At 66.1% G+C, this 12,705-nt stretch carries 14 protein-coding genes; 7 read left to right on the top strand and 7 right to left on the bottom strand.

Translation table 11 applies throughout. The features are described from left to right. Positions 1-215: 215 nt before the first annotated feature. The gene (locus I6F17_RS29040; protein WP_225190456.1) at positions 216-455 is read left to right on the top strand and encodes a hypothetical protein; all 240 of its coding nucleotides are present in this window, start codon (positions 216-218) and stop codon (positions 453-455) included. 48 nt (positions 456-503) lie between these two features. Then, the gene (locus I6F17_RS29035) at positions 504-848 is read left to right on the top strand and encodes a hypothetical protein (RefSeq protein WP_225131566.1); all 345 of its coding nucleotides are present in this window, start codon (positions 504-506) and stop codon (positions 846-848) included. Positions 849-854: 6 nt separating this feature from the next. Here I6F17_RS29035 and I6F17_RS29030 read toward each other — a convergent pair whose 3' ends face one another. After that, positions 855-1,340: a helix-turn-helix domain-containing protein gene (locus tag I6F17_RS29030; RefSeq protein ID WP_225131567.1), complete on the bottom strand. Its 486-nt coding sequence runs from the start codon at positions 1,338-1,340 to the stop codon at positions 855-857. A 107-nt stretch (positions 1,341-1,447) separates the two neighbouring features. Between I6F17_RS29030 and I6F17_RS29025 the strand changes: the two genes are divergently transcribed. Continuing rightward, positions 1,448-2,221 carry an SDR family oxidoreductase gene (locus tag I6F17_RS29025; RefSeq protein ID WP_225131568.1) on the top strand — a complete coding sequence of 258 codons (774 nt, stop codon included), beginning with the start codon at positions 1,448-1,450 and terminating at the stop codon, positions 2,219-2,221. 67 nt (positions 2,222-2,288) lie between these two features. On the opposite strand, the gene I6F17_RS29020 is transcribed toward I6F17_RS29025, so the two are convergent. Beyond that, the gene (locus I6F17_RS29020; RefSeq protein WP_225131569.1) at positions 2,289-2,897 is read right to left on the bottom strand and encodes an NAD(P)H-dependent oxidoreductase; all 609 of its coding nucleotides are present in this window, start codon (positions 2,895-2,897) and stop codon (positions 2,289-2,291) included. Between the two features lie 81 nt (positions 2,898-2,978). Here I6F17_RS29020 and I6F17_RS29015 point away from each other — a divergent pair, with 81 nt between their 5' ends. Further along, positions 2,979-3,431 carry a helix-turn-helix domain-containing protein gene (locus tag I6F17_RS29015; protein WP_225131570.1) on the top strand — a complete coding sequence of 151 codons (453 nt, stop codon included), beginning with the start codon at positions 2,979-2,981 and terminating at the stop codon, positions 3,429-3,431. A 142-nt stretch (positions 3,432-3,573) separates the two neighbouring features. Here the strand turns inward: I6F17_RS29015 and dprA are convergent, their stop codons facing one another. Continuing rightward, positions 3,574-4,716 (bottom strand): DNA-processing protein DprA, encoded by a 1,143-nt coding sequence (dprA, locus tag I6F17_RS29010; RefSeq protein ID WP_225131571.1) that lies wholly within the window; start codon positions 4,714-4,716, stop codon positions 3,574-3,576. Between the two features lie 91 nt (positions 4,717-4,807). Here dprA and I6F17_RS29005 point away from each other — a divergent pair, with 91 nt between their 5' ends. Beyond that, a complete protein-coding gene (locus tag I6F17_RS29005; protein WP_225131572.1) occupies positions 4,808-6,052 on the top strand; it encodes an amidase in 1,245 nt (414 codons plus the stop codon). Here the strand turns inward: I6F17_RS29005 and I6F17_RS29000 are convergent. The 4 genes from I6F17_RS29000 to I6F17_RS28985 all read right to left on the bottom strand — a co-directional run bounded on the left by I6F17_RS29000 (position 6,044) and on the right by I6F17_RS28985 (position 10,351). Continuing rightward, positions 6,044-7,240, bottom strand: coding sequence for a patatin-like phospholipase family protein (locus I6F17_RS29000; RefSeq protein WP_225131573.1), 1,197 nt, complete (start codon positions 7,238-7,240; stop codon positions 6,044-6,046). The two genes, I6F17_RS29005 and I6F17_RS29000, sit on opposite strands and share 9 nt — an antisense overlap. Before the next feature lie 212 nt (positions 7,241-7,452). Next, positions 7,453-8,049, bottom strand: a complete 597-nt coding sequence (gene plsY / locus I6F17_RS28995) for a glycerol-3-phosphate 1-O-acyltransferase PlsY (protein WP_036039270.1) — start codon at positions 8,047-8,049, stop codon at positions 7,453-7,455. A 47-nt stretch (positions 8,050-8,096) separates the two neighbouring features. Continuing rightward, entirely contained in the window at positions 8,097-9,404 is a 1,308-nt protein-coding gene (locus I6F17_RS28990; protein WP_128265308.1) for a dihydroorotase, read from the bottom strand. Next, on the bottom strand, positions 9,404-10,351 hold the full coding sequence (locus I6F17_RS28985; protein WP_036015092.1) for an aspartate carbamoyltransferase catalytic subunit: 948 nt from the start codon (positions 10,349-10,351) through the stop codon (positions 9,404-9,406). Before I6F17_RS28985 ends, I6F17_RS28990 begins: the two co-directional genes overlap by 1 nt. Positions 10,352-10,576: 225 nt before the next feature. Here I6F17_RS28985 and I6F17_RS28980 point away from each other — a divergent pair, with 225 nt between their 5' ends. After that, complete coding sequence (locus I6F17_RS28980) at positions 10,577-11,923, top strand: caspase family protein (RefSeq protein WP_225131574.1); 1,347 nt, start codon at positions 10,577-10,579, stop codon at positions 11,921-11,923. Continuing rightward, on the top strand, positions 11,920-12,693 hold the full coding sequence (locus tag I6F17_RS28975) for a M15 family metallopeptidase (RefSeq protein ID WP_225131575.1): 774 nt from the start codon (positions 11,920-11,922) through the stop codon (positions 12,691-12,693). Before I6F17_RS28980 ends, I6F17_RS28975 begins: the two co-directional genes overlap by 4 nt. The last annotated feature ends 12 nt before the right edge of the window (positions 12,694-12,705 follow it).

Raw genomic sequence — 12,705 nt, 5'->3', positions numbered from 1 at the left:
GCTTACGGGAAAATCTTGGGCCGAAAACGAAAGGATTCGGGTCGGCCGTTTCGACCCGAACATGGGTGGTGAGCGGGCCCCTGTCAAATCGTGGGGTGTTGAGGGCTGCCAGAATGGGAAAAGTTTCATATCGAGAAAGTTGCAAATTACCACCTTGGAGTTGCGGTTGATGTGGGCGTAATGTCCTGTCGGGGCATGGATTCGGGTGGGGTCTGGTGACTAGGCCAGGAAAGAAACGGGCGCGCGCCGGATCAGGCGCGCCGGGGGGCTCGCGCAACGAGGAACCGGGGGAGGGCGGCGCGGACGAAGCCGTGGCGTTCATCGCCGAGCAGGCCGGCGCTTTGCGCAAGCTGGCCGAGCGCCACAAGCTGGACGTGCTGCATTATCTCTTGGGCATGACCAAGCTCGAGGCCGACGAGCACCTGCGGCTACGGACCAAGCGCAAGCTGTCGTGACAGGCTGGACGGATTGAACTGCCGCGCTCGATCCGCGACCAACCAAGCGTGAATAACGCGTCCAATCTCTCGACCCTGGCGGACAAGCTCCGCAACGATGTTCGTAGCCTCGTCATCATGGCGGCCTTGATCGGAGGGTTGATCCTCTGGTTTGCGGCCACCGGCTCGACCGACCGGGTGATCTATCGCGGCGTCGATCAAGCCTGGGCTGAGCCCGGCCGTGTCTATCTCAATACAGAGCCTTCCGGTCATTACATGATCGAGCGGAATGCAGATTTCGCCGCCATGAAGGTCGGCTGTGTTTATGACCTGAGCTACGACGTCAGGTTCGGGCGGCATCAACGCGGAAACCGCCTGAAAACCGTCCGCAGGGCCAGCCTGGTCGGATGCTAGCGAAGCTCAGCTTCGCTGGCTTGCTTCGGCCGACCTTCGTCGCGGCGCCGGCCGAGGCTTTAGCGTGGTGTCGGCCGGGCTGAGCAGTCGGCCATCCTCGGCGTGCATTTCCAGCTTCTTCACCGGACGGCCCTTTTCGCGGTCGACCAGGATGGTCGCAATCTCCTCGGGGCGATCGTCGAATTCCTCGCTCCACTGGCGCAGCGCGACCAGGATTGGGAAGGTGCCGCGGCCCTTCGGCGTCAGCACATATTCCTGATAAGCGCTGCCGTCCGAGGCGGGGGCGGTTTCCAGAATGCCGTGGTCGACCAGCGATCGCAGCCGTACCGCCAGGATGTTCTTGGCCATGCCGAGCTTGCTCTGAAACTCGCCGAAGCGGCGGACACCGAACAGCGCTTCGCGGATGATCAGGAGCGACCACCAGTCGCCGAGCGCGTCCAGCGACCGCGCGATCGGGCAGGCATCGCCGGCAAAGCTCGTCCGTTTCACCATCGTCGTCCTTCCCGCGTTCCGCCGATCACGCGCTTGTGTGGTTGCATCATAAAACTAAACGGCCTAGATGGCAACTTAGTTTCATAATGCAACTACTGGAGGCGAGCGTGAGACTGAAGGACAAGACGGCCCTGATCACCGGCGGCAATAGCGGCATCGGGCTGGCAACGGCAAAACTGTTCGTGGCCGAGGGCGCCAAGGTGGTGATCACCGGGCGCAACAAGGAGACGCTGGCGGCGGCCGCGAAGGAGCTCGGGCCAAACGCGCTCGCGCTGCCAGCCGACGCGACGGATATCGCGGCGACGGAAGCTGCGATCAAGCAGGGCGCGGAGAAGTTCGGCAAGTTCGATATCGTGTTCGCCAATGCCGGCATCGCCGGCGGCACGCCGCTGGGATCGGCGACCCTAGAGGTGTTCGAGAAGGTGATCAGCACCAATCTGACCGGTGTGTTCTTCACCGTTCAATCCGCGCTGCCCCATCTCAACGACAACGCCTCGATCATCCTTAATGGCTCGGTGATCTCGGTGCTCGGCATTCCCGGCTACTCGGCCTATGGCGCGGCGAAGGCCGGCGTGCGGGCGATGGCGCGGATCATGGCTTCAGAACTGTCGCCGCGCGGCATCCGCGTCAACGTCGTCGCGCCCGGCGCGATCCGCACCCCGATCTGGGGGCCCGCAATCGCGACGCCGGAAGCCGAGAAGGCGTTCGAGAAGCGGATTGCGCTGTCGACGCCGCTCGGCCGCCTCGGTGAAACGGAGCACGTGGCGAAGACGGTGCTGTTCCTCGCCTCCGACGATTCCGCGCATGTGCAGGGCCAGGAAATCTTCGTCGACGGCGGCGCGATGGCCTCGCCGAGCGGCGCGCCGATCTATCGCGGCTGATCAAATCAAGCGAAGCCGCTCGGGCGCAACATTCGCGTTGCGCCCGACGCGTTCGCCGCGGCGAGGGCTAGGCCGCGCGCAGGCTTGTTGCCGACTGGAGCGCGCCGGCGATCGCTTTCTCGCGGTGCTCCGGCCCGACCTGAATGCCGTCGGCGGGGATGAACTCGACGTTGGTGATCCCGATGAAGCCGAACACCCAGCGCAGATAGGTTTCGAGATGCTCGCCGGCCGCGTAGGGCGTCTCGGCGCCATAATAGCCGCCACGCGAGACCGCCACGATCACGCGCTTGCCGCCGGCCAGCCCCTCCGGCCCAGCCGCGCCGTACTTAAAAGTCTTTCCCACCACCAGGATGCGGTCGATCCAGGCCTTGAGCTGGGTCGGAATGGTGAAATTGTACATGGGCGCGCCGATCACGACGATGTCGGCGGACAGGAATTCCTCCAGCGCCGCGGCGCTTGCGGCAAGGTCGGGTGCGAGCTCCGCCGGCGCAGCGGCGCCTTGCGCGGCGGCGAGGTGCGAGCCGGAGAGGTGGGCAAGCGGGGTCTCGGTCAGGTCGCGATAGACGACTTGAAGCGAGGGCGTCGCCTGCCGGAGCCGGTCGACGATGGCGGCGGACACCTGCCGGCTGACGGAGTGGGGGCCGAGCACGCTGGAGTCGATATGCAGGAGTTTCATGTTGTCACCCTGGTATAAGTTTGTAACCAGCGCTACATGTGTGACTATCGAAATCCCCGCAAGAACGCACTTTTTTGAGCCATGGGCACATCATTGAAACCTGCGAACATCGAATTGCCTGTTCCGCCGCGGCCAAATCCGACGCCGGATCCAAGGCCGGATCCCATGCCCATGCCGGATCCCAACCATGCGGACTGCCGTGGGGTCGCCTCCGTGCTGTCCCGCGTCGGCGACAAATGGAGCGTGTTCGTCATCATGATGCTGAGCGACGGGCCGAAGCGCTTCAACGAGCTCAAGCGCATGATCAACGGCATCTCGCAGCGGATGTTGACCCTGACGCTGCGTGGCCTCGAGCGCGACGGCCTCGTTACGCGCACGATCTTTCCGACCATCCCGCCGCGGGTGGACTATGAGCTGACCGATCTCGGCCGCGGCCTGTCGCGCCCCGTCGAGGCGCTCGGCAAATGGGCGAAGGACCATCTGGATCAGATCGAGGCCGCGCGCACGAAGTTCGACCAGCGCAACGACGGCTAGCGTTGCGCCTCGATAGTTCATCCCGTCATTCCGGGGCCTGAGCGAAGCGAGGGAGCCCGGAATCCATTTGGCCACAGATCAAGTGGATGAATGGATTCCGGGCTCGCGACTTCGTCGCGCCCCGGAATGACACCTGGGGAGGCTAAACCAGCGACACCAATCCGCCGCCGTGGCGTTCGAGCTTGCCGGCGAGCTCGAGCTCCAGCAGCACGGTGCGCACGATCGCAGGCGAGGCGCCGGACATCCGGACGAGGTCGTCGATTGTAACAGGGGCCGGGCCGAGCAGGGCGGTGATCTGGTCGCGATCATGGCTTTGCGGATCGCTCTCGAACGGCTCGCTGTCGGGCTCGCCCGCGGGATGCATCAGCGGCCGCTCCATGATCGGCTGGACTGCATTGATGATGTCGGCTGCTTCGGTGACGAGCGTTGCGCCCTGCTTGATCAGGTCGTTGGTGCCGGCGGCGCGCGGATCGAGCGGTGAGCCCGGGACAGCAAACACCTCGCGGCCCTGTTCGGCCGCCATACGTGCCGTGATCAGCGAGCCCGAGCGGTGCGCCGCCTCCACCACGACGACGCCGAGCGAAGCGCCCGAGATCAGCCGGTTGCGACGGGGAAAGTCGCGGGCGCGCGGCTCGTGCCCGAGCGGCATCTCGGAAATCGCCGCGCCCGAATGGTCGAGGATCGCGGCGAGCAGGTCGCCATGCTCGGGTGGATAGATGCAGTCATGGCCGCCGGCGAGCACGGCGATCGTGCCGCTCTCGACGCTGGTGCGATGTGCGGCCTGGTCGACGCCGCGGGCGAGGCCCGAGATGACAAGGAAGCCGGCTTCGCCGAGCTCACGCGCGAGCTGGCCGGCGAATTTCAGGCCGGCGCCGGAGGCGTTGCGCGAGCCGACGATCGCGATCATCGGCCGCATCAAGGCTTTGGTGTCGCCGCGCACGGCGAGCAGCGGCGGCGCATCGTCGATCATCGCCAGCCGCGCCGGATAGCCGTCCTCGCCGGGCGCACGCCAGGCGATGCCGAACTTGCGGCTCGCGGCGAGCTCGGCCTTCGCTTCATCCGCGCTGCAGATGCGCCCCGATCGCGCCGCGCCGCCGCGGCGCGCGAGATCAGGCAGCCGCTCCAACGCGGCGCGCGGGCTGCCGAAATGATCGACCAGCGAGCGGAAGGTGCGCGGCCCGACATTGTCGGAACGGATCAGCCGCAGGCGGTCGATCCGCTCGGCCTCGGTCAGCTCAACACTCGGATTGATGGCGTCCACGGCGTCTCCTTGCAGCGACAACATGGAACAACCTGAGGGCGTTGCGCAACAGGGACGTGCGCTTGCGCGACCTCGCTGCGATGCTAAAAGCGATCCCAATAAGAGGGATGTTGCCATGATCTCACTCGCCGACCTCCAGCGCCGCATCGAAGCGGGGGAGCTTTCGCCCGATGACGCCATCGCCCAGTCGCAAGCGGCGATCGAGGCCAAGGAGAAGGACGTCCAGGCTTTCGTCCGGCACGACAAATCCGCGAGGGCGCAAGCCGCGGGCCCGCTGCGCGGCATTGCCGTCGGCATCAAGGACATCATCGACACCGCTGACATGCCGACCGAGATGGGCTCGGAGATCTATCGTGGCTGGCAGCCGCGCGCTGATGCACCGGTTGTGATGATGCTGAAGCGGGCGGGGGCCACCATCATCGGCAAGACCACCACGACCGCGTTCGCCTCGCGCGATCCGACGCCGACGCGCAATCCGCACAATACGGCGCATTCGCCCGGCGGCTCGTCCTCGGGCTCGGCGGCAGCCGTCGGCGCCGGCATGATCCCGCTGGCGCTGGGCACACAGACCGGCGGCTCGGTGATCCGGCCCGCCGCCTATTGCGGGACGGCTGCGATCAAGCCGTCGTTCCGGATGCTGCCGACTGTCGGCGTGAAGTGCTATTCGTGGGCGCTCGACACGGTCGGCCTGTTCGGCGCCCGGGCGGAGGATCTTGCGCGCGGTCTCCTGGCGATGACGGGGCGCACGGAATTCTCCGGTATCACACCGGCCAAGTCGCCGCGCATCGGCGTGGTCAGGCAGGATTTCGCAGGCGCCGTGGAGCCGGCCGCCGAAGAGGGGCTGCAGGCTGCGATCAAGGCGGCGATGCGCGCCGGTGCCAGCGTGCAGACCATCGATCTGCCCGAGGCGGTGAAGGAGGCCTGGCGCATCCATCCGATCATCCAGGATTATGAGGCGCATCGCGCGCTCGCCTGGGAATTTTCGGAACGTCACGACGAGATCGCGCCGATGCTGCGCGCCAGTCTCGATGCGACGGTCGGGCTGACGCCGAAAGACTATGACGAGGCGCGCCGCATCAGCCGTCGCGGCCGCCGCGAGCTCAGTGAATTGTTCGAAGGCTTCGACGTGCTGCTGACCTATTCCGCGCCCGGCACCGCGCCAGCCAAGGAGCTCGCGAGCACCGGCGATCCCCGCTACAACCGGCTGTGGACGCTGATGGGCAATCCTTGCGTCAACGTGCCGGTGCTTAAGGTCGGCGGCCTGCCAGTTGGCGTGCAGGTGATCTCACGCTTCGGCAACGATCCGCTCGCGCTCGCGGCGGCTTGGTTCCTGGAGGATGCGCTGGCGAAATCAGGCTAGCACAGGTTCGGAAGGAGCGAGGGCCTGAGCGGGCGCTGCGCCGGCTCCCGCGCCTTGCCCGAGCCATTGCTCCGCGGCCTCGCGACCGCTCCGGTGCAGCAGGCGAATGAAGCCGCGGCCGAGATCGGTGGATGAGCGCTGCGCCAGGCCGTCAACGGAGTCTTCCGCCGCGATCCTGGTGAGCCGCAGCGGAGAGGCCATGTGCGACTGCGCCCATTCGATCGCGGCGATCTCGACATTGAGCGCGGCGTTGGCCGCGATCTGGTCGAGCCGGCGGTCGATCGCGGCGAGCGTGATCGGCACATAGCTGTCGCGCGTCGGCGTGACCTGGACCAGCAGCAGATCCGTTGCCGCACTGTCCTGCACCAGGCGCAGCAGCGGCGGATTGCCGCCGAAGCCGCCGTCCCAATAGGCCTCGCCGTCGATCTCGACGGCGCAATGAACGAGGGGTGGGCAGGTCGAGGCCAGCGCGACGTCGGCGGTGATGGCCTCGTTGCCGAAAATCTGCTGCTGCCCGTCGCGGATCCGCGTCGCCGCGATCAGCAGCTTCGGGCAGCGCGCATGGCGCAGGACGGAAAAGTTGATGTCGCGGGAGACCGCCTGCCGCAGCGGATCGAGGTCGAACGGATCGAACTGGCCGGAGCGCAGGGTCGGGCCGAACGCGACCGAGCTTCCCGCCGGCGAGAAGCCGCCGATCAGCATCAGTGAGCGGAACGAGGCCTCGTGCATCAGCCGGACCCAGAACCGGTTCAGCCGCGACCGGGCGCCTTCGCGGCCGCCTTCGGCCAGGCCGCAAGCGAGCAGCAGCGCATTGATGGCGCCGGCGCTGGCGCCGCTGATGGTGTCGATCTCGATATCAGTCTCTTCGAGCAGGCGCTCCAGCACGCCCCAGGTGAAGGCCGCAAAGGTGCCGCCGCCCTGCAGCGCCAGCGAAAGCTTTCGCGGCGGCCATTGCTCGGAACGCGCCCGCGCGGGCGCGACCGGTGCAGCCTTGGCGACGACGATGTCCAGCGGAGCGTCAGGTTTAACGGCGGGCTCCGGCTGCGGCGCGGGCCGTGCAGCAGGGGCAGGCGCGGGCAGCGGCGCGTCGGACCAGATATTGGTCGCCGAGAGCAGCCGGCTTGCTGCAGTGCCGGAAGCACCGAGCGAGCCGATCCCGTCATTCACGCCGACAATCTTCTCGCTCATTCTGAGCAACCGCCTAACGCCGTTTCCCGTGTCAGGATGACAGGCATGGAACTCGTTCGCTACAGCCTGCTGTACTCGCACGGCAATTGCGAACAGGATTTGGCATATAATGCGGAAGGCGTGTGGCGGTATCCGTACTTCTTCCGACTTCAGGTTCTTGTTGACGCGTCTTCTTGACGCGAACCGGCGTCCACTTCGTCCGAAAGCGCTTCTTACGCCTTCTCGCCGATCCGGCTTTCCTTGCCCGCTTGCAGGCGCTTGATGTTCTCGCGATGCGCGTAGAACAATAGCAGGGTCAGCACGGCGGCGAGTGCCGACAATGCGAGATGACCGAACCACCACAGGAACATCGGCGTGATGAACGCCGCCACCAGCGCCGAGAGCGAGGAATAGCGGGTGGTGAAGGCGGTCGCCAGCCAGAGCAGGCAGAACACGACGGCGCCCGGCCAGAACAGCCCGAGCAGGATGCCGATATAGACCGCGACGCCCTTGCCGCCTTTGAACTTCAGCCAGACCGGGAAGAGGTGGCCGAGGAAAGCGCCGAGCCCGGCTACCATTGCGGCATAGGGGCCTGCGATGTAGCCGGCGATCATCACCGCCGCGGTGCCCTTGAGCGCGTCGAACAGCAGGGTGCCCGCGGCGAGGCTCTTGCGTCCGGTGCGCAGCACATTGGTGGCGCCGATGCTGCCGGAGCCGATCGAGCGGATATCCTGGGTGCCCGCGAGCCTGGTCAGGATCAGCCCGAACGGAATCGAGCCGAGGAGATAGCCGATGACGAAAGCCACCGGCAGAAACGGTTCAAGTGCCATGGCGGCATCTCCAAAGGCCCATTCTCCACGTCGAACGAAGCCGCACGTCAGACATGCTCATATACCGTTCGTCCGCTGACAATGGTGCGCACCACCCGGCCTGTAAAGCGGGCCTCGTCGAACGGGGTGTTCTTGCAGGGCGACTTGAGGTCGGCGGGATCGACCACCCAGGGCACGTCGGGGTCGATCACGATGACATCCGCGGGGCTGCCGGCGCGCAGGGTTCCGCCCGACAGGCCGAGCAGCTCGGCCGGGCGGGTCGACATCGCGCGGATCAGCGTCTTCAGCTCGATCTCGCCATTGTGCACCAGCCGCAGGCCGGCCGGCAGCATGGTCTCGAGCCCGACGGCGCCGGGCGCGGCTTCCGCGAACGGCAGGCGCTTGCCCTCGACGTCCTGCGGATTGTGGTCGGACATGATGACATCGAGCAGACCGGAGCCGATTGCCGCCACCAGGGCGCGGCGGTCGTCCTCAGTGCGCAACGGCGGCGACAGCTTCAGGAACGAACGGTAAGGACCGATGTCGTTTTCGTTCAGCGCCAGATGATTGATCGAGACCGAGGCGCTGACGGCGAGCCCGGCATCGCGCGCGCGCTGAAGGATGTCGAGGGAATCGATGCAGGTCAGCGACGCCGCGTGGTAGCGGCCGCCGGTGAGGGCGACGAGGCGCAGATCGCGCTCCAGCATCACGGCTTCGGCGGCATTCGGGATGCCCATCAGGCCGAGCCGCGAGGCGAACTCGCCCTCGTTCATTACGCCTTCGCCGACGAGATCGGGGTCTTCGGTGTAATGCACGATCAGCGCGTCGAAATCGCGCGCATAGGTCAGCGCGCGGCGCATCACCTGCGCATTGGTCACGCTTCTGGCGCCATCGCTGAAGGCGACGGCGCCAGCGGCTTTGAGCAGGCCGAACTCGGTCATCTCCTGACCGTGCATGCCCTTGGTGAGGGCGGCCATCGGCTGGATGTTGACGATCGCGGTGTCGCGGGCGCGGCGCATCACGAAGTCGACCGTTGCCGAATTGTCGATCACCGGCGAGGTGTCGGGCTGGCAGATGATGGTGGTGATGCCGCCGGTCGCGGCCGCCTGGCTCGCGGTGGCAAAGGTCTCGCGGTGGCTGAAGCCGGGCTCGCCGACGAAGGCGCGCATGTCGATCAGGCCGGGTGCGACGATCTTGCCGGAGCAATTGACGATGTCGGTGCCCTCGGGGACGCCGGCAGCGCCAATGCCGCGGCGGGTCTCGCGAATGCTGCCGTCGGCGATCAGGACGTCGCCGATTCCGTCGAAATCCCTGGAGGGATCGACGACGCGGGCATTGGCCAGCAGGATGGGACGGCGATCGGTCAACATCGGCATCACGCGTTCGGCAGGTTACGGGCGAGCGCTTCCAGCACCGCCATGCGTACGGCGACGCCCATCTCCACCTGTTCGCGGATCAGGGATTGCGCACCGTCGGCGACCGCCGTGTCGATTTCGACGCCGCGGTTCATGGGGCCGGGATGCATCACGAGCGCGTCCGGCTTGGCGTAGGCGAGCTTCTTCTGGTCGAGCCCGAAATAGTGGAAGTATTCGCTCGACGAGGGCACGAAGGAGCCGTTCATGCGCTCGCGCTGCAGCCGCAGCATCATGACGATGTCGGCGCCGTTGAGACCCTCGCGCATGTCGCGCGCGACCTCGACGCCCATCCGCTCGATGCCCGGCGGCAGCAGCGTGGAGGGCCCGACGACGCGGACGCGGGCGCCCATGGTGTTGAGCAGGATGATGTTGGAGCGGGCGACGCGCGAATGCATCACGTCGCCGCAGATCGCGACCACGAGCCCCTCGATCCGACCCTTGTTGCGGCGGATGGTGAGCGCGTCGAGCAGCGCCTGGGTCGGATGCTCGTGCGCGCCGTCGCCGGCATTGATCACGGAACCGTCGACCTTGCGGGCCAGCAGTTCCACCGCGCCGGAGGCGTGATGGCGCATCACCAGGATGTCCGGGTGCATCGCATTGAGCGTCATCGCGGTGTCGATCAGTGTCTCGCCCTTCTTGATGGACGAGGAGGCGACCGACATGTTCATGACGTCGGCGCCCAGCCGCTTTCCCGCAAGCTCGAACGAGGACTGGGTCCGGGTGGAGGCCTCGAAGAACAGGTTCACCTGCGTCCGTCCGCGCAGGACGGTGCGCTTCTTGTCAACCTGGCGGTTGAGCTCGACATATTCTTCGGACAGGTCGAGGAGGCCGCTGATGTCGGCCGCGGAAAGGCCCTCGATGCCCAGCAAATGCCGGTGGCCGAGGACGAAGGTCGATTTCGATGTCATTAAAAGCAGAGCTATAGGGGCGGACGGCGGGGGGAGCAAGCTTCAAATCCCGCCGCCGGACTTATCCACGGCGCTTTGCGGCGGAGGCGGCGCCGCCAGCCGGTGTTCGGGGCAGCGGCTTTGCGCTAGACTCGCAACATTGGTTGCGTCACGGGCTGGATCATGACGGGCACGCGGTATTTTAATCGACTGGCGCGCAATGTTGCTGCGCTCGCGACCGCGTGCATGGCTGGCCTTGCGACACCGGCTTGGGCCGAAAAACGCGTCGCACTCGTGATCGGCAACGATCTCTATCCGAACCTGCCGGCCGACCGGCAATTGAAGAAGGCCGCCAATGACGCAACGACCGTGGCCGACGCGCTGAGGTCGCTCGGGTTCGACATCGTGCTCGGGACCAATCTTGGCCGCCAGGGCATGGTCGACCGGCTTGCGGTTTTCACGTCGCGGCTCGAGCCGGGCGATACCGCCGCCGTGTTCTATGCCGGACACGGCGTTGCGATCGCAGGCGTGAACTACCTCGTGCCGAGCGACGTTCCCACCGTGAACGAGGGCGCCGAGGCGCGGGTGCGCGGGGCCTCGATCGCCGAGCCCGATATGATTGCGGAGCTTCAGGCCAAGGCAGTGCGGGTCGCCTTCGTCGTCATCGATGCCTGCCGTGACAATCCGTTTCCACGCGCCGCGGGACGTTCGATCGGGAACACGCGGGGGCTTGCTGACGCCCGGCCCGCGCGCGGGATCTTTACGCTCTATTCCGCAGGCATCGGCCAGACCGCGCTCGACCAGCTCGGCGGCAACGATACGGCGCACAATTCGGTGTTCACGCGGATATTCGTCGAGCAGTTGAGGCGGCCCGAGCTGCATCTCGGCGACCTCGCGGTCGAGGTGCGCGAGCGCGTGGCGGCGCTGGCGCTGACGGCGACGGATGCCGGGGGACAAGCAGCACCGCACGAGCAGACGCCCGCCTATTACGACCAGACGCTCGGCGGGCGCATCTTTCTCTGGAATGCGGAATCGTCGAACGGGGCGCCGAAAGTGGCGGGCATGCTGGCGAAGCCGCCGGCAAGGCCTGCGGTCGCGGAGCGCGCCACCATGCGTCCGCCGCGTCCCTCCGCGGCAGGCGAAAGCTGCGCCCGCAGCGGCTTCGAGACCTATTGCGTCAGCTCGATGCTGAAGCCGCAATTCGGCAATTCATACGGCGCAGCGAATTTGTTCGACGCCTCGACGGGGACGGCTTGGGTGGAGGGCGCATCCGGCAACGGCGTCGGCGAATGGATCACCATCGAGTTCGAAACCGTGCGGCGGGTCAAGTCGATCCACGTGCAGAATGGCTACCAGAAAAGCTCCGACATCTTCGCCAAGAACAACAGGGTTCGCCAGATCCGCGTGCTGTTCTCGGGCGGCGAGTCGCAGACCTTCATTCTCGACGACAAGCTGTCGGCGCAATTGCTGACATTGCGGCCGCCGGTGTCGGCCCATTGGATGCAGTTCATCATCGACGATGTCTGGGCCGGCAACAAATATACGGACACCGCGATCACGAAGCTTCTGGTCAACTCGGATCCAGTGCAATGACCGCAAGGACCGGAACCGCGGCGCGCGCCGCGCTTGTCGTGCTGCTCGCACTATCGTTTCTCGTTCCCGTGCGGGCGCAGAGCTTGCCCGGTGACTTCGTCTATCTGCGCGATATCGATCCCAGCATCATCCAGGATATCCGTTACGCCACGTCGAACAATTTCGTCGGCCGTCCGCTCGCCGGCTACCAAGCAGGCGAATGCGTGGTGAAGCGCGAGGTGGGGCTGCGGCTGAAGGCGGTGCAGCAGGAGCTGGCGGCGCAAAATCTCTCGCTCAAGATGTTCGACTGCTACCGGCCGGCACGGGCCTCGCTCGACATGGTCAAGTGGTCGCAGAACGGTCGCGAGACGGCTGCGGAGCGGCGCCACAATCCGAAGATCCCGAAGACCGAGCTGTTCCGCCTCGGCTACATTGCGAGCCGCTCTCAGCATTCGACCGGTGCGGCGCTCGATCTCACGCTGGTCGATCTGAAGGCGGACAATTCTGCCAAATATGATCCAGCCAAGACCTATGCGGATTGCACGGCGCCGGTCGAGGCGCGGGCTCCGGAGGGCAGCGTCGACATGGGCACAGGCTACGACTGTACCGACCCGAAGGGGCACACTGCGGCACCATCGATCACTCCGGAGCAGCGCGCCTGGCGCAAGCGGCTGGTGGCTGCGATGGCCAGGCAAGGCTTTGTGAACTATTCGAAGGAGTGGTGGCATTTTTCGCTGCCGGGGGCAGGCGGGGCGGCCTATGATTTGCCGATCCAGCCGCGACGGAACTGATTCCGCGCCGAG

The sequence above is a fragment of the Bradyrhizobium sp. NBAIM18 genome, assembly GCF_020193825.1.
GTDB lineage: Bacteria > Pseudomonadota > Alphaproteobacteria > Rhizobiales > Xanthobacteraceae > Bradyrhizobium > Bradyrhizobium yuanmingense.
This window is presented reverse-complemented; position numbering and strand designations above follow the sequence as displayed.